General features: G+C 37.6%; 16 protein-coding genes and 1 tRNA gene. 13 read left to right on the forward strand and 4 right to left on the reverse strand.

From position 1 onward, the window contains the following. Positions 1 to 9: 9 nt before the first annotated feature. Both LXM54_RS03040 and LXM54_RS03045 read right to left on the reverse strand, forming a co-directional pair. Positions 10 to 774 carry an IclR family transcriptional regulator gene (locus LXM54_RS03040; RefSeq protein ID WP_233313616.1) on the reverse strand — a complete coding sequence of 255 codons (765 nt, stop codon included), beginning with the start codon at positions 772 to 774 and terminating at the stop codon, positions 10 to 12. Between the two features lie 66 nt (positions 775 to 840). Further along, positions 841 to 1,683, reverse strand: coding sequence for a sugar phosphate isomerase/epimerase family protein (locus LXM54_RS03045; RefSeq protein WP_311315896.1), 843 nt, complete (start codon positions 1,681 to 1,683; stop codon positions 841 to 843). Between the two features lie 161 nt (positions 1,684 to 1,844). Between LXM54_RS03045 and LXM54_RS03050 the strand changes: the two genes are divergently transcribed. The 7 genes from LXM54_RS03050 (at position 1,845) to LXM54_RS03080 (ending at position 6,982) form a co-directional block, all read left to right on the forward strand. Continuing rightward, positions 1,845 to 2,498, forward strand: coding sequence for a bifunctional 4-hydroxy-2-oxoglutarate aldolase/2-dehydro-3-deoxy-phosphogluconate aldolase (locus LXM54_RS03050; RefSeq protein WP_233313617.1), 654 nt, complete (start codon positions 1,845 to 1,847; stop codon positions 2,496 to 2,498). Beyond that, positions 2,495 to 3,508, forward strand: a complete 1,014-nt coding sequence (locus tag LXM54_RS03055; protein ID WP_233313618.1) for a sugar kinase — start codon at positions 2,495 to 2,497, stop codon at positions 3,506 to 3,508. The genes LXM54_RS03050 and LXM54_RS03055 overlap by 4 nt, the downstream gene beginning before the upstream one ends. 50 nt (positions 3,509 to 3,558) lie before the next feature. Beyond that, on the forward strand, positions 3,559 to 4,398 hold the full coding sequence (kduI, locus tag LXM54_RS03060; RefSeq protein WP_233313619.1) for a 5-dehydro-4-deoxy-D-glucuronate isomerase: 840 nt from the start codon (positions 3,559 to 3,561) through the stop codon (positions 4,396 to 4,398). 38 nt (positions 4,399 to 4,436) lie between these two features. Further along, entirely contained in the window at positions 4,437 to 5,219 is a 783-nt protein-coding gene (gene kduD, locus LXM54_RS03065; RefSeq protein ID WP_233313620.1) for a 2-dehydro-3-deoxy-D-gluconate 5-dehydrogenase KduD, read from the forward strand. A gap of 187 nt (positions 5,220 to 5,406) precedes the next feature. After that, positions 5,407 to 5,829, forward strand: coding sequence for a FosM family fosfomycin resistance protein (fosM, locus tag LXM54_RS03070; protein ID WP_233313621.1), 423 nt, complete (start codon positions 5,407 to 5,409; stop codon positions 5,827 to 5,829). A 202-nt stretch (positions 5,830 to 6,031) separates the two neighbouring features. After that, positions 6,032 to 6,691 carry an MtnX-like HAD-IB family phosphatase gene (locus LXM54_RS03075; protein WP_233313622.1) on the forward strand — a complete coding sequence of 220 codons (660 nt, stop codon included), beginning with the start codon at positions 6,032 to 6,034 and terminating at the stop codon, positions 6,689 to 6,691. 150 nt (positions 6,692 to 6,841) lie between these two features. After that, the gene (locus tag LXM54_RS03080) at positions 6,842 to 6,982 is read left to right on the forward strand and encodes a hypothetical protein (RefSeq protein WP_233313623.1); all 141 of its coding nucleotides are present in this window, start codon (positions 6,842 to 6,844) and stop codon (positions 6,980 to 6,982) included. Between the two features lie 14 nt (positions 6,983 to 6,996). On the opposite strand, the gene LXM54_RS03085 is transcribed toward LXM54_RS03080, so the two are convergent. Beyond that, positions 6,997 to 7,767 carry a serine/threonine protein kinase gene (locus LXM54_RS03085; RefSeq protein WP_233313624.1) on the reverse strand — a complete coding sequence of 257 codons (771 nt, stop codon included), beginning with the start codon at positions 7,765 to 7,767 and terminating at the stop codon, positions 6,997 to 6,999. A 155-nt stretch (positions 7,768 to 7,922) separates the two neighbouring features. Here LXM54_RS03085 and LXM54_RS03090 point away from each other — a divergent pair, with 155 nt between their 5' ends. The 3 genes from LXM54_RS03090 to LXM54_RS03100 all read left to right on the forward strand — a co-directional run bounded on the left by LXM54_RS03090 (position 7,923) and on the right by LXM54_RS03100 (position 10,067). After that, entirely contained in the window at positions 7,923 to 8,219 is a 297-nt protein-coding gene (locus LXM54_RS03090; protein ID WP_233313625.1) for a hypothetical protein, read from the forward strand. Positions 8,220 to 8,491: 272 nt separating this feature from the next. Further along, a complete protein-coding gene (locus LXM54_RS03095) occupies positions 8,492 to 9,841 on the forward strand; it encodes an amino acid permease (RefSeq protein ID WP_233313626.1) in 1,350 nt (449 codons plus the stop codon). 154 nt (positions 9,842 to 9,995) lie between these two features. Next, positions 9,996 to 10,067: transfer RNA gene (locus LXM54_RS03100), tRNA-Val, on the forward strand. 154 nt (positions 10,068 to 10,221) lie between these two features. Here LXM54_RS03100 and LXM54_RS03105 read toward each other — a convergent pair. Next, positions 10,222 to 10,821, reverse strand: a complete 600-nt coding sequence (locus tag LXM54_RS03105; RefSeq protein ID WP_233313627.1) for a TetR/AcrR family transcriptional regulator — start codon at positions 10,819 to 10,821, stop codon at positions 10,222 to 10,224. Between the two features lie 185 nt (positions 10,822 to 11,006). Here LXM54_RS03105 and LXM54_RS03110 point away from each other — a divergent pair, with 185 nt between their 5' ends. From LXM54_RS03110 to LXM54_RS03120, 3 genes are all read left to right on the forward strand, one after another. After that, positions 11,007 to 12,206 (forward strand): FAD-dependent oxidoreductase, encoded by a 1,200-nt coding sequence (locus LXM54_RS03110; RefSeq protein WP_233313628.1) that lies wholly within the window; start codon positions 11,007 to 11,009, stop codon positions 12,204 to 12,206. Between the two features lie 75 nt (positions 12,207 to 12,281). Then, positions 12,282 to 13,670, forward strand: coding sequence for an MFS transporter (locus LXM54_RS03115; RefSeq protein ID WP_233313629.1), 1,389 nt, complete (start codon positions 12,282 to 12,284; stop codon positions 13,668 to 13,670). Between the two features lie 255 nt (positions 13,671 to 13,925). Further along, complete coding sequence (locus LXM54_RS03120; RefSeq protein ID WP_233313630.1) at positions 13,926 to 15,683, forward strand: sigma-54-dependent Fis family transcriptional regulator; 1,758 nt, start codon at positions 13,926 to 13,928, stop codon at positions 15,681 to 15,683. The last annotated feature ends 119 nt before the right edge of the window (positions 15,684 to 15,802 follow it).

Consider the following 15,802-nt stretch of genomic DNA (forward strand, 5'->3'; position numbering starts at 1 on the left):
AACTTCCTTTTATAAGGAGGCTTTTATATCCTTAATGATATTTGCTTGGCATTTTTGCACAGCTTCAATAACTTGCTGTTCAAATTGCTCGGTAACCCTGTATTTAGGTGTGCTCACACTGATTGCTCCATAGTTTTTTCCGTCAATTGTGACAGATGCACCGACACAAAATACTTCCTCTTCATGTTCGCAGTTATCAAAGGCATAGCCAATATCCCTTATTTTAGCAATTTCGTTGTGAAAGCCTTCCTTCGTAGTAATCGTGTTTTCTGTCATTTTGACAAGCTCGTTGTCTTCGAGATATGAGTCCACCACCTCATCGCCTTTATCGGCAAGCACTGCTTTGCCCATTGCAGAACAATACATTGGAATGCTTTTACCTACTTTGGAATAGAGGCAGATTGGATTTTTACTTTCAATTTTAGCAATATATACGATATTGGCTTTATCCTGTATGCCTAGATGGACTGTTTCAGTCGTCTCCTCCTGCAAGACTTCTAAATGGTGCTGGGCAATTTCTTTTATGTCCAGCTGCTCAATCGCCTTGTTTGCATACTTTATAATAGTTGGGCCAAGAGAGAATTTCTTCGTTTCGCTGTCTTTATATACATAGCCAATATAATTAAGTGTTTCGAGTATTTTTAAGGCAGTCGAGTTAGTCAGTTCTGTTTCTTTTGCAATTGTGTATAAAGCTTGTGCTTCTTGGCAGCCGGCTAAGTAGGACAAAATTTTGTCTGCTTTCAGCAAAACCGTTCCATAAAGTTGTTTTTCCATTGTCTTCCTTCCTTTTTCAAAGCTGGAAGGGAAAAAGACAAGACTGTTTTTTCCCTTATCCAAGCATTAGTTGATACTATTGTACACGTTTCGGATGAATTTCGCACTTTCCTCGATATGAGGATCAGCTGTCGACTCCATTAAATAATACATATATGGCTTGTTTTTCTTCAGTACCGAAAACAGCTTTTCGTAATCCAGCATCCCTTTTCCAACAGGAACGGTGGTTATTTTTCCGTCTTCTATCATAAAATCCTTAAGGTGGACAATGGCAATTTGGTCTCCGAATAGCTCTATTGATTCCTGGAACAATTTTTCTTGGGTTTTGTAGTTATCCAAAGTGATGAAGTTGACTGGATCATAAATAACCTGCAAATTATTGGAATAAATAATATCAAGCAATCTTCTCATGCAGTTTGGGGTATGAATGGGATGGTTGATACCACCTTCTATGCCGACAATTACGCCAAATTTTTCGGCTTCAGCAACAAGTTCCTTAACGCTGACAGCAACCTTTTGGAACGCTTCTTCTGTGAAGTTTTCCTCTGTGTATTCTATCACTTCGTTAACATTACCTGTTTCCGTGCCGACGATGCTGCAGCCAAAGTCTCTTGCATAACGGAGATGCTCTTTAAATCTTGTTAATTCCTGGTGTCTAATTTCATGGAGTGGATGAATCATATTAATATAGCATCCGAGAACAGCAATTTGGATGCCAGATTGTGAGAAAGCACGGCTAATATGAGATCCAAGACCAGATGAGAGGCTGCCTCTTTGTATATGTAAATCTGGAAATGATTTTGCTAATGCTAATTGCACAGCAGAAAATCCTTTTGCTGAAGCTTCCTTTGCAAGCCCTTCCAATGAATGGCTGCTCAAATCATGAGCCCTAATACCTAAATTCATCATTTTCCTTTTCCTCCCTCAATTGGATAAATAGATTTCAACAGGCAAAGTTTTCTTTTTTCTTGAATTCGTTTTCAAATACAGCTATAATGAACTTGTGTTTCCAAATAATAAATCGGATTTCCTTATAAGAAATTATACAAGATTATTGACGGAGGTGCAAGATGAATAAAGCGAATACTTTAAGTGTTTTGACAGATTGTGGGGTTGTCGCTGTTATCCGAGCTGATACCCCTGAAGAAGCGGTGCAGACATCCATTGCATGTGTGGACGGCGGAATTACTGGAATAGAAGTGACATTTACTGTCAAGGATGCGGAAAAAGCGATTAGAGAGCTTGTGGAAAGCTACCGAAATAACCAGGACGTAGTGATTGGTGCAGGAACAGTTTTGGATGGCCATACGGCAAGATTAGCGATAATGGCTGGCGCGCAATTTATAGTCAGTCCTTGCTTTGACAAGGAAACTGCTAAACTATGCAACTTGTATCAAATCCCTTATATGCCAGGCTGCATGACAGTAACAGAAATGAAGCAGGCCCTTGAATATGGTGCTGACATCATCAAGCTGTTTCCAGGCAGCGCTTTTGGACCGGATTATGTAAAGGCAGTAAAAGCTCCCCTTCCGCATGTGAATATTATGCCGACAGGCGGTGTAAGCTTGGAAAATATTCATGAGTGGATTGAAAACGGCTGTGCTGCTGTTGGTGTAGGCGGCAACTTGGTAGCACCAGCTAAAGAGGGCAATTTCGAGCAAGTTACCGCCTATGCAAGGCAGTATGTCGAAAAGGTTAAAGAAGCAAGAGGAAAAGCACAATGACGAAGGTTGTCACGTTAGGAGAAATCATGCTGCGGCTTTCCACAAGTCCAGGTGAACTTTTAACTTCTGCAGATACACTTCAGATGCATTATGGAGGCGGGGAAGCGAATGTCGCTATTGCTCTCTCAGGCTACGGGCATGATACATATTTCGTCAGCAAAGTTCCAGATAATGCATTAGGACGAGGAGTTCAGCGGCATCTTTTGGCAAATGGTGTGTCAACAGCATATTTGCTGCAAGGCGGTGAACGGTTAGGCACATATTATTTGGAAGCAGGCATTGGCGAACGAAGTCCGCGGGTAACTTATGACAGGAAGCATTCTAGTTTTGCCAATCTTTCTGCTAGTGAGTTAAACTTCGAGGAAATCCTTGACGGTGCATCATTATTCCATGTTTCTGGCATAACATTGGCGCTGTCACAAGATTTAAGAGAATTAACTTTGGAAGCTTTAAAAACGGCCAAAAGGAAAGGAATTAAAACCAGCTTCGATTTTAATTACAGAGCAACACTATGGAGTCAAGAAGAGGCCGCAACAGCCATTCTGCCAATCTTGCCTTATGTGGATATTTGTTCATGCGGAGAATTAGACGCAGTTTTTCTTCTCGGCATCAAGGAAGCTGATCATACTCTGTCAAAAGAGGAAAGACTTGTGTATTATTACCGGAAAATCAATGAAATTTTTCCGAATTTGGAGGTAATGGTGTCCACTTTCCGAAACAATATTTCAGCCTCTAGTAATGAACTGCAAGGAAATCTTTATGCAAATGGGACGCTATATCAGTCGAAAGTCCATGATATTCAGCCGATAGTGGACAGGGTTGGTGGCGGGGATGCATTTGCAGCAGGGATTTTAAACGGACTGCTAGAGAAAATGGATTATGAAAAGACAGTAACATTCGCAGCTGCGGCATCTGCCTTAAAACACACAGTTCATGGCGACTGCAGCCAATTTACGAAAGAGGAAGTTCAGAGATTCATAGAATCAGGCTCAGGAAGAATTTCCCGCTAATATCATTTTTTTGTATTGATTCATAAAAACATTTTAAGGAGCGATTGAAAATGACAGAATTAGATACTCGTTATGCTATCCACCCTGAGGACATGAAAAAATATACGACGGAAGATTTGAGAAACCATTTTCTCGTTGAAACTATCTTCACACCAGGTCAAGTTTGCCTAACGTATACTCATAATGACCGCATGATTTTTGGCGGGGTAACTCCAGCGCAATCAGAATTGACTATAACCCTCGATAAAGAACTAGGAGTCGAATATTTCTTAGAGCGCCGTGAGCTTGGTATCATAAATATTGGCGGTAATGGTTCTGTCACGTTAGATGGAGAAGTATATGACATGCAAAAAAGAGATGGTCTGTATGTCGGAAAAGGAACTAGAGAAGTAATTTTCCGTTCAGATGATCCGGAAAATCCAGCAAAATTTTATATCAATTCAACACCTGCTCATCATCAATATCCAACTGTTAAAATTGATATTAATAAAATTGAGCCTCTGCAAGCGGGAGAGCCTGGAACACTTAACGAACGTCGAATCTATCAATATGTGCATCCTAATGTTTGCGAAAGCTGCCAGCTGCAAATGGGCTTGACGATGTTGTCACCTGGAAGTGTCTGGAACACGATGCCATGCCATACACATGAAAGAAGAATGGAAGTATACCTGTATTTCGATATGGAGCCGCAAACTCGTGTGTTCCATTTTATGGGGCAGCCTTCAGAAACTAGACATTTGGTTATGAGTAATGAGCAAGCAGCTATTTCGCCAAGCTGGTCCATCCATACTGGAACAGCAACAAACAATTATACATTTATTTGGGGAATGTGCGGGGAAAACATCACGTATACGGATATGGACCATGTAAAAATGGAAGATTTGCGCTGATAAAACCAAAACGATGCGAAAAATAGGAGGAAATGATAATGACGACGCAATTTGATCAATTTTCTTTAGATTATTTTAAGCTGGACGGAAAAGTGGCTATTGTAACAGGCGGAAATACAGGTTTAGGACAGGGCTATGCAGTTGCTCTTGCAAAAGCAGGAGCTGATGTATTCATTGTTACCCATAACGATGACTGGGACGAAACAAAGGAACTGCTTGAGAAGGAAGGCAGAAAGGCAGTTTTTCATAAAGCTGACTTGACTGACAGAGCACAAGCAAAGGCATCCATTGAAGCATGTCAAGAAGCGTTTGGTAAAATTGATATTTTAGTCAATAATGCAGGAACAATAAGACGTGCCCCGCTGCTTGAGTATTCTGAAGAAGATTGGGATGCAGTTATGGACATTAACTTGAACGCTGTCTACTTCTTGAGTCAGGCTGCAGCAAAAATCATGAAGGAGCAAGGCGGCGGAAAAATTATCAATGTTGCGTCCATGCTGTCATTCCAAGGAGGAAAGTTCGTTCCGCCTTACACAGCAAGCAAGCATGGAGTCGCTGGTATTACAAAAGCATTTGCTAATGAACTGGCTGAATATAATATCCAGATTAATGCTATCGCTCCAGGCTATATCAAAACAGCCAATACAGCACCAATTCGGGCTGATGAAAAGCGAAATGCGGAAATCTTATCGCGCATACCTGCTAATCGCTGGGCAGATCCAGCAGATTTGATGGGCGTTATCGTTTTCTTGGCAAGCAAAGCTTCCGACTATATGAACGGCCATATTTTAGCAGTTGATGGCGGCTGGTTAGCAAGATAACAAAAAAAAAAGACATTTTTCAATCTGTGCTTTGAAAAATGTCTTTTTTGTTTTGTATAGAATTCGTAAAAAAAGGTATTCGATACAGTGATAAAGAATACATGTTAAGTGGGTTTTACCTGCAGAACACGTAATAAAATGACTTGGACAAAATAATTGGCATAAGAAAGAGGTATATATTTAACAAATGGCTATAAAAAGTCTTAATCATCTATTGTTTTCTGTCTCTGATTTAGAGAAGTCAATTGCTTTTTACCAAGATGTGTTTGATGCAAAACTGCTCGTCAAAGGCAGAACGACAGCCTATTTTGACTTGAATGGTATGTGGATTGCTTTAAATGTAGAAAAAGATATTCCCCGAACAGAAATCGAAGCATCTTATACCCATATCGCTTTTTCTATCGAAGAAGATGAATTGGACACGATGTATAAAAAGCTAACAGAGTTAAATGTAACTATTCTGTCTGGTCGACCGCGGGATGAAAAAGATAAAAACTCCATCTATTTTATTGATCCAGATGGTCATAAGTTTGAATTTCATACAGGTACATTACAGGAGAGATTAAATTATTATAAAGAGCATAAACAGCATATGAAATTTTATGATTAAGGAAGAGAAGCATATGCAAAGTTGCCGGATTTAAAAAGGAAACAGTCAGGTGCCGAAAAAAGCCGCAACAGTTTTTTACTTAGAAGAGCTGAAACAAATGGGAGAATGATAGTCATGGAGTTCAATAAATTACATTCCAATACCTATTGGTTTTGGGATATATCGAGACAAACACACTGATATAAGAGGGGTAGGATATAATATGACAAAAAAATGGGCTTTTGTATCTGATTTCGATGGAACTATATCAAAAAAGGATTTTTATTGGATTGTTATTGATCAGTATTTTCCTGAGGGTAAGGAACTTTATAAGGAATGGAAAAACGGGGCTATCAAGGATATTGATTTCTTAAGCACTGTTTTTTCCGCTATTCACCAGGATGAGGACCAAATCATTCGCGATGTTCACGGTATCCCGATTGATGAGCATGTGCCAGCATTTGTGAAAGCCGTCCAGCAAAGCGGAGGGGACTTTTATATATTGAGTGCGGGAACAGATTATTACATAAAGCATATTGTGGAGAAGTATAGATTAGAGCAGGTGATTATTCTTTCTAATGAAGGTGTGTTTAAGGATAGAAATATACACTTGAATATTAATAAAGAGGATTGGAAGTATTCCGAACGGTACGGAATTGACAAGTCCATTGTTATTCAAAAGCTTAAAAGACAATATGACAAAGTTTACTTTGCTGGAGACAGTGAGCCAGATTCCCATCCGGCTGCATTTGCTGATATTACTTTCGCAAGGGATGTGCTGAAGGACCTGCTTACAGAAAGAGGAATAAACTTTATCCCGTTTGATTCTTTTAAGGAAATTGAAGCAGAACTTGTAAAAACTGGTGATATCAAAGTGAAATAATAATTAAAAGTTAAGGTAATGTAAAGATATTGTTAATATCATGTATTTATGATGTAAATACAATATGATGGTGTTACTAAAGTGTAGAAAGGGGTGAGCTTTTGTTTAAAAAGTTTATTCGTAAAATCCAAGAATTTTCGGGAAGCCACAGTGATCGTCACAGACACAGAAGATACAGCAGCAGTCGCCGCAGATACAATCGCAGCAGCAGCAGTTCTGGCAGAAGAAAATACGACAGATACGGCGGCAGCCACCGTTACAAGCGTAAAAGCTATAGCAGCAGCTAACTAAAAACTCTTGCTCTATTAAAGGAGCAAGAGTTTCTTTATTGTCCGGTCAAGATCCTCCCGTATACTTGGTACATCCGGATAGCCCTCATTTATGCCAAGCAGCTTTTTTAAAAGCTCTACAGTGGCATCATTTAGGACAAGCTCATCAAGCCAGCTTCCCTTTCTTTTCCGCTTACCCGTATAGGTAGAGTACAGTAAAAAAAGAAGGCATTCTCCAATATCGTAAAAGTCATCCTGTTTTCGCTCAAGCGCTGCTTTTGAATCGCTGACTTTTTTGGCAAGCCCAAAGTCTATTAAATACAGATTATCTCCTTTTAATAGAATATTAGGTGGACGGATATCATCATGAAATATATGTTCCTTATGCAAATAATCAACAGCTGTTAACAGCTTGTCAATAAGCTTCAATGCTTCTAATTCGGAAAAGGTCTGCTTTTGATAAAAAAGCAAATCTTCTATATTTAAGCCTTCTACATACTCCATTATATAATAAGCTTCCTTGTCTGAGTGAATGGTATCAACCAAACGGGGAATTTGCTTATGGTGAAGACTAGCTAGTAAATCTATCTCAGAGAGGAAGCGCTGCCGCTCCTTTAACTTCAAAGCTTTACTTGGACGCAATTGTTTTGCTACATATTGTTGGCCAGTTTTTATATTTGTGCATTTGTAAATGATTCCATATCCACCCATACCAACACATTTATCAATTTTATAAGTATCGCCAAGAAAAGCACCTTTCTCTAACGGGCGGTCATATATCCATTTCAATAGAAACTTCCAATTCATTCCTACACATCCTAAGAGCTAATATTTAAGATTATTGTAGCAAATTACTCACAGTGATGATATTAGAAAGTAATTAGCAGGTTATTGGATTTTTTTAGGAATAGCAAGCTTTAAACTCTAATAAGATACATTAAAGGAGATAAGAAGGTGATACATTGGACAGTTATTTGATTTCACATTTTCTATTTTACGGGCTCATCTTTGCAGCATTTTTTTTCTCCTGGAGAATTGGCAAGAATATGCTTAAAAAGAAGGGGATTATAGCTGCAATCACCGCATCAATCTTGGCAAGCACCATCATTTTAACCATTTGCGGGGCAATTTGGCATCAAATTGTACCAGATTTAATCGGCAAGGGGATTATCCTGTTTATTTATAGTTTGGCCATTGCAGCAGGAAATGTACTCGTTATTAGTCTTTTACTCTATAAAAAGAGCAGTCAAAAGGGTTGAGTTCTTTTTACCAGGCTGCCAACAAAATGAAAAAGCATTGTCACGATATGGCAATGCTTTTTCATGCAAAAAATTACCGAAAAAGAAATAGGCAACCTAAAATTTATATGCTATACTTTTTCTTTTATGCATAATACATAAAAAAATTTTCAAAAAAGAATGTTTTTTTCCTGTTCATATAGAATATATAGGACATGGTTTTGTATAAACAATCATGTAATATAGAAGTGGTTGTTTGCTAACATCAGAGAAAGAGAGTGTGAAGAATAATCATGGAGGAACAAAAATTAGCGAGAGGATTAAAGAACAGACATGTTCAGCTGATTGCCATCGGTGGTGCAATCGGAACAGGATTATTTCTTGGTTCAGGGAAGTCTATCCACCTAGCAGGACCATCTATTTTATTTGCCTACATTATTACAGGCATCATCTGTTTTTTAATTATGAGAGCTTTAGGAGAATTGCTTCTTTCTAATTTGGAGTATCATTCGTTTGTTGATTTTGTACAAGATTATCTTGGCAGCATGGCTGCATTTATAACGGGCTGGACCTATTGGTTTTGCTGGATTACAATCGCGATGGCAGACTTAACAGCAGTCGGATTGTACACACAATACTGGTTTCCCACTGTACCGCAATGGGTGCCAGGTTTAATATTGCTTGTAATTCTTCTATGTATGAACTTAGCAACAGTTAAGCTTTTCGGAGAAATGGAGTTTTGGTTTGCGCTAGTTAAGGTAATTGCCATACTCGCATTAATTGTTGTCGGTTTATTTATGATCTTTAAAGGAATCACAACAGATGCTGGCCCATCAGGTTTCTCTAACTTATGGAGTCATGGCGGCATGTTCCCGAACGGTATGAATGGATTTATTCTATCCTTCCAAATGGTTGTATTTGCCTTTGTTGGAATTGAGCTTGTCGGATTGACTGCTGGAGAAACGGAAAAGCCAGAAGAAGTTCTACCGAAAGCAATCAACAGTATTCCAATCAGGATCTTGATATTCTATGTTGGGGCATTGCTTGTTATCATGGGGATTTATCCTTGGAATGCCATTAATCCAGCAGAAAGCCCGTTTGTTCAAGTGTTCTTGACAGTTGGAATTGCAGCAGCAGCCGGAGTAGTCAACTTTGTTGTCCTTACATCTGCAGCTTCAGCATGTAACAGTGCCATCTTTAGTACAAGCAGAATGGTATTCTCATTAGCAAAAAATGAAAACGCACCTGCACCAATGACTAAGCTGACAAAAAGACGTGTGCCAGCAAATGCACTATACTTTTCATTAGTCGTTATATTAGTGGCTGTTGTCTTGAACTATGTTATGCCTGAAGATGTATTTACATTGATTACGAGTATTTCAACTGTTTGCTTCCTATTCATATGGGCAATCATCGTCATTTGCCATATGTTGTATCGAAAAAGAAAGCCGGAATTGGCGAAAGGGAACCCATTTAAAATGCCCCTTTACCCAGCAGCTAACTATGTTATTCTAGCATTTTTGGCATTTATTTTAGTTGTCCTAGGTTTTGCAGAGGATACTAGAATCGCATTATTTGTGACACCAGTATGGTTTATTCTATTGATTGTCATTTATCAATTCCGTAAAAAAGCAGCTAAGTAAAAGAAGGAGAAAAGGCAGCGGATCGCTGCCTTTTCTAATTTTTACGGAAACTTTACAATAAAATAAAGTTTATCTTGACGTTCGGACAAACTTCCATTATTATAAATACATCAAGCAAGTAGAGCTGATAAATTAGTAGATTCATACATATTAAGATCCGATAGTTCAGCGGGAGAATACATCCTTGACAGGGATGGGGTCGGGGGTTCGAATCCCTCTCGGATCATCAAGAAGAGATCACTTTCCATAGAGGAAGTGGTCTTTTTTTGCGTTTTTTTAGTAATAAACGTCTAATCCTTCGCTATTTTTGATTAGACGTTTGCTGTCTTGTAATCAAGCTTTTAGTATTGCATGTTCTGCCCAGCCAATGATATTACCATTTACTCCGAATATTCTGCTATCCTAGCGCCGCCGAGTTTATATAACAACAGAAGTTGTTGGGCCATAAAAACAGGAGTCTCCATATAATCATTTTTTATCCAATACTTAGTCACACCAAATTGTGCAGAAGTAACATAACTAAGATAGATTTGTTGAGGTACTAATAAGTCAATGTCTCCCTCGGGATGAACGGTTGTTAAACCTTTTACTGTTTTTTCATAGAATATTTCTTGGAGTTTTTCGGAAAAAATCAATGGACCATTTTTTCCAAGCATAACAGTATAAAAATCTTTATGTTTATAAATATTTGTTAAGATTCCTTTGAATATCTCTTCTAATGTTTTGAGACTAAATGATTCTTTAGCTTCATTATGTATTTCAATTGCCTTTTCTAGATCATCCAGTACCTCTTTTATACTTTGTTCTAGTAAATCGAATTTATCTTTATAATGAGCATAAAATGTGGCGCGATTAATATCCGCCTTTTTTGTGATATCACTTACAGAAATAGAGTCAGCTCCCTTTGTTTGCAATAGGGTAAGATATGCACAAATAATAGCTTTCTTCGTTTTTGTAATTCTTCTATCTACCTTTTCCATTCGTACTCCTACTTTCGAATTATTTTCCCTATTTATAAAACGGTATGCAAAAATATGTTGCTTAAAATACATTTTTACCCATTTTAATGGTTTTATTTGGATGAAGTAGTTTGTAAAATTAATATACACATTGAATTATAACATACAGTGTGTTGGATAGGTGTTTAAACAAGGAGGGAAATGGATTGAGTAAATTACATGTTTTAATTGCTGGTGGGGGTATCGGGGGATTATGTTTAGCCCAAGCGCTAAAGAAGGCTGGAATACGATTTTCAGTATTTGAACGAGAAGATGATGTAGCAAAATCTGGTTACCGCTTGCATATGAATATGGATGGTGGTGAAGCATTAAAAAAATGCTTGCCAGAAAATCTATACCAACTATATATACAAACATCTAGAAAAAATCCTCGTCGTGAAATGGCTGTCTTGATTGATGAGCAGTTAAATGAAGTAGGAGTTCGCCCTCATATTGGCGCTCCCAATGATAAAGATTTTCCGCACACTGCTGTAAATAGAAAAACTTTATGTCAAATATTACTTAGTGGTCTGGAAGAAGATGTTTATTTTAACAAGAGAATAGTAGGGTTTGATCAAGATGAAGAGGAAGTGCGGGCCTATTTAGAAGATGGGACAGTGGTGCGGGGAGACATCCTTGTTGCTGCTGATGGCATAAATTCAGCTGTCCGAACTCAATTGCTGCCTGGAGTTTCACCGGTGGATACTGGTGCAAGAGCATTTTACTCGAAGTCACCTTTAACTAGTGAGCTAAGGGAGATTCTGCCAGAGGTTTTATTTGATGGTTTTACAAGTGTAATGGATGATAAGGGAATATTTATGGCAATTGGTCCATATGAAGCCAGACGACCAGTAATAGAGGCTGCCAAAGAACTGGCACCTCATTCAATCTTTGAACCTGTAGATGATTACATAATGATAACTTTAAATGTTTCAGCAAGGCACTTGAGCTTAACGGACGAAGAGCTTCGACAGTCTAATTCTAAGGTTTATCATGAAATCATGCTGAATTTTACGAAGAATTGGCATCCCGTTTTAAAAGGCTTAGTTGAACGAATACAACCAGAGACAGTTTCCCTCTTATCTGTTAGGTCTATTAATCCGATAGACCCTTGGCCAACAAGCCGCGTCACTTTACTCGGTGATGCTATTCACGCTATGCCGCCAAGCTTTGGAGCTGGTTGTAACCTAGCTTTAAGAGATGCTAGTATACTAGCAGAGCAAATAGCAGAAATGGAAAAACAGAATAAAGAATGGAAAAATGCGATATCTCACTACGAAGAAGAGATGCGTTTACACGATTACCCAATCTTTGAGATGTCCTCAAATATAGACTTAGCAAGAAAATTTAATCCTGTGTATAAATAATTAATCATCATTCCTATCCTGTTGTTTTCTTAAAAAAAGAGCAATAGGATAGGAATCGAAAAGTAGGAGTGGATAATGGATACCTATCAATTAATTTCAGAAGAAGCAAAGAAGAAATTGCTGATTATTTTAGCATGTTCGCTCGTGTTTTCATCCATGAGTGCCACTATGTTTAATGTTGCCTTGCCAGTAATAACAAAGGAGCTTTTCCTGACTTCCTCACAATCAAGTTGGATTGTCACAAGCTATATGATTGTTTATGCCCTTGGCTCTGTATCTTACGGAAAACTAGCTGATAAATATAAGTTAAAGAACTTGATAACAATAGGGATATTACTTTTTTCGCTAGGATCTTTATTAGGATTTCTCTCTAGTAGCTTTCCCTTGATTATTATTTCAAGAGTTATGCAAGCTATGGGTGCATCTGTGTTTCCTGCGTCTGCGATGATTATTCCAGCTCGTTATTTTTCACCAGAAACACGCGGCAGAGCGTTAGGGATGACATCAGCTGGTTTATCTTTTGGGGTTGCGATTGGCCCGATTATTTCAGGGGTTTTAACAACTGGTTTCCATTGGCATTATCTGTTTGCTTTATGTATTCTGCCAATCGTCTTTATCCCTTTATTTAGGAGTACGCTTGATAATCAATCAGGAAGTGATATTAAATTAGATTGGGTAGGAGCTATCCTTCTGGGGGGAATGGTTACTTTACTTTTACTAGGAATTTCGTCAAACCAAATGTTTTACTTCTTATTTGTTATCCTATTCGTTATTTTATTAATGTGGAGAATTAGGAAAGCAAAGGACCCTTTTATAAGAGGAGAATTATTTAAAAATAAAAAGTACACAATAATTCTTGTCTTATTTGCACTAAGCTCTGGTATTGGATTTGCTTTACCGTACTTAACGCCGCTATTTCTTTCAGATGTTTATCATATTAATGCTTTTACAAGTGGTCTTATAATGTTTCCAGGTGCCGCTTTAACAGCACTGTTATCCAAAAGAGGGGGATCGCTTGCCGATAAAAGGGGCGCAGCCTTTTTAGGATATATAGCAGTAACCGCCTATTTTGTTTGTTTTATTAATTTAATATGGCTTGTCGGAAAATCTCCCTATTTCATTATGGTAATTCTCGTGTTTGGCTATGTAGCGCAGTCATTCTTCCAAATGACCCTTGCAAATATGGTGTCACATGTATTGCCAAAAGCGGAAACTGGAGTAGGTATGGGGCTGTTTATGCTGACAAACTTTATCGCAAGCTCCATTGCAACGACATTAATGGGAACGTCTATTACTAGAGGCACCAGCTTTCTTAGCTTAAATATGTTTAACTTGGCAAATCAGGCAGCTGTTTATAGTGATATTTATCTCATGCTTACAGTGATTGTAGTTGTGATGTTTTGTATCTTTGTTTTTACTGTTGGTAAGAAAACTTATAGTAGAAATCTAAAAGAAAATGTATAAGTTTTTTAAAATAAATAAGGAGAGAGTAAACTTAGATGTAAATTCTTTGTTAACTTGAATATAACTAGATACTAACAATAGGCACTTTCTTTGGAGATAATATATCTCAAGAAAGTGCCTATTTTTTTTATGAGCAAAATTTCTAGTAATCAACGCAAATTTCTAAGAAATTATTTAATAAATAAACAATTCAACTTGATTTTTGGTATAGTAAAGATAAAGATTGTTTAATAATGCAACAGAAGGTGATGTTAAATGAAGGTTTTGGCGATTGCCCCCTATGAGGGGTTAAAAGAATTAATCATAGAATTAGGACGTAATCAAGATTTTGAGATACATGTAGAGGTTGGAGATTTAGAGAAAGGAGTTAAGCTTGCCAGCCGCGCAGCTGAACAAGGGTTTGATATTATTATCAGCCGCGGGGGGACAGCAGAACTCATCCAAAAGAAAGTATCCATTCCTGTTATTGAAATTGAAGTTTCCGGATATGACATGCTCCGAGTGTTAACCCTTGTAAAAGACTATCCTGGTAAGGCTGCAATTGTTGGCTTTCCGCCGATATCGGAAGGAGCAGCAACAGTTTGCCAACTACTTGAAATGGATATTTCCCCGTTTGTTATTTCTAAGGAGGAGGAAGTACAGCCAACGTTAAAGCAGTTGCTGAAAAAAGGATATGAAGTCATTATTGGTGATGCCATTACTGTGAAGGAAGCAGAAAATCTTGGATTAAATGGAGTATTAATTACGTCTGGAAAAGAAAGCATCTTAAAGGCTTTTCAAAATGCAAAAAAAATACACCATTATTTTTCCATACTAAGAAGAAAATTATCGATTGCCGAACAAATTCTTCAAGAAGAAGATGGCTTTGTTGTGTTTGATGCAAAGTTTAATAGTGTCTACTCTAATACATGTTTCACTGAACAATTAAAATTAACCTTTAAAGCTTCTGTCGATATCGAGGAGGCAGTGACAGAAGTTATTTCAAAAGGTGAATATTCCTCTCTAATTGAAAGTGATAATGTCTTTTGGAAGGTAAAGGGGACCGAATTGGAAGGATTTGAACTTCCGCTAGTTTTGTTCCGGTTACAAAGAGTGACATCTACTCAAAAAAAGCTTTCTGATGGTATAACCATTATTTCTACAGTGATGAATTCCAGCCCGATTAAATCTTCTTTTATAAAAAATAACCAGATGAAAAAGATTATTCAATCAGCTGAAAAATTTAGTGATAAAAAGGAATCGATCTGGATCAGCGGTGAAAAAGGGACAGGGAAGGGGAAATTAGCTCATTATATCCATTTCCATCGTTCCAAACATACTTTACCCCTGCTGACAATAAATTGTTCTCTTGTAAATGAAGAACAATGGAAATGGTTGTTGGAGGATGAAGGTCTGCTTGCCTCCAATGAGAAGGGAACTATTTTTCTCAAAAATATCGATACCATTTCTTTATCGATTCAAAAGGATCTATTGTCTTTTCTTATAAAGCATAACCTGAAGTCGCCTATTATTGCATCATCAAGAGAGAGTATTTTGACCATGATTGAAACTGGTGCGTTCTCAAGTGATTTATATTTTTTGCTGGCCCGACTGACATTAACTCTTCCGCCGTTATCAAAGCGAAAAGAAGATATTGATCATCTCGCTCGTATTTTTATTAATGAAACGAATACAAAATACGGCAAACAAATTGCAGGGATTCGGAATGAAGCTATTAAGGAATTAGAGAATTATAGCTGGCCAGGAAACATAACTCAATTGAAACAAGTGATAAATGAAACGGTGCTGTTAGCAAATGGACCTTTTATTGAAAAAGAAGATATAAGTCATATTTTAAATACAAAGTTAAAAGAAACGGAAATGGCTCAGCTAAACCTAATAGGTACGTTAGAGGAAATAGAACAGAGAATTATCAGGCAGGTTTGGCAGGAAGAAGGTATGAACCAAACTAAAACAGCTGAGAGGCTGGGCATTAACCGAACAACTTTATGGCGAAAATTGAAGGAATTGTAAATAAAAACATCAAAACTGTTTCAAAATTAAACAGTTTTGATGTTTTTATTATTTTGTTTAAAATAAATATTGTGAAAATAAACAATATAATCTATAATTCAACATGTAAGCGTTCTTAT

It is taken from the genome of Bacillus sp. Au-Bac7, assembly GCF_021341655.1.
Classification (GTDB): domain Bacteria; phylum Bacillota; class Bacilli; order Bacillales; family Cytobacillaceae; genus Niallia.

Bases quoted from the DNA above. Each gene is read 5' to 3' on its own strand.
- LXM54_RS03040 (WP_233313616.1), bottom strand. From the start codon at position 774: ATGGAAAAACAACTTTATGGAACGGTTTTGCTGAAAGCAGACAAAATT.
- LXM54_RS03045 (WP_311315896.1), bottom strand. From the start codon at position 1,683: ATGATGAATTTAGGTATTAGGGCTCATGATTTGAGCAGCCATTCATTG.
- LXM54_RS03050 (WP_233313617.1), top strand. From the start codon at position 1,845: ATGAATAAAGCGAATACTTTAAGTGTTTTGACAGATTGTGGGGTTGTC.
- LXM54_RS03055 (WP_233313618.1), top strand. From the start codon at position 2,495: ATGACGAAGGTTGTCACGTTAGGAGAAATCATGCTGCGGCTTTCCACA.
- kduI (WP_233313619.1), top strand. From the start codon at position 3,559: ATGACAGAATTAGATACTCGTTATGCTATCCACCCTGAGGACATGAAA.
- kduD (WP_233313620.1), top strand. From the start codon at position 4,437: ATGACGACGCAATTTGATCAATTTTCTTTAGATTATTTTAAGCTGGAC.
- fosM (WP_233313621.1), top strand. From the start codon at position 5,407: ATGGCTATAAAAAGTCTTAATCATCTATTGTTTTCTGTCTCTGATTTA.
- LXM54_RS03075 (WP_233313622.1), top strand. From the start codon at position 6,032: ATGACAAAAAAATGGGCTTTTGTATCTGATTTCGATGGAACTATATCA.
- LXM54_RS03085 (WP_233313624.1), bottom strand. From the start codon at position 7,767: ATGAATTGGAAGTTTCTATTGAAATGGATATATGACCGCCCGTTAGAG.
- LXM54_RS03095 (WP_233313626.1), top strand. From the start codon at position 8,492: ATGGAGGAACAAAAATTAGCGAGAGGATTAAAGAACAGACATGTTCAG.
- LXM54_RS03105 (WP_233313627.1), bottom strand. From the start codon at position 10,821: ATGGAAAAGGTAGATAGAAGAATTACAAAAACGAAGAAAGCTATTATT.
- LXM54_RS03115 (WP_233313629.1), top strand. From the start codon at position 12,282: ATGGATACCTATCAATTAATTTCAGAAGAAGCAAAGAAGAAATTGCTG.
- LXM54_RS03120 (WP_233313630.1), top strand. From the start codon at position 13,926: ATGAAGGTTTTGGCGATTGCCCCCTATGAGGGGTTAAAAGAATTAATC.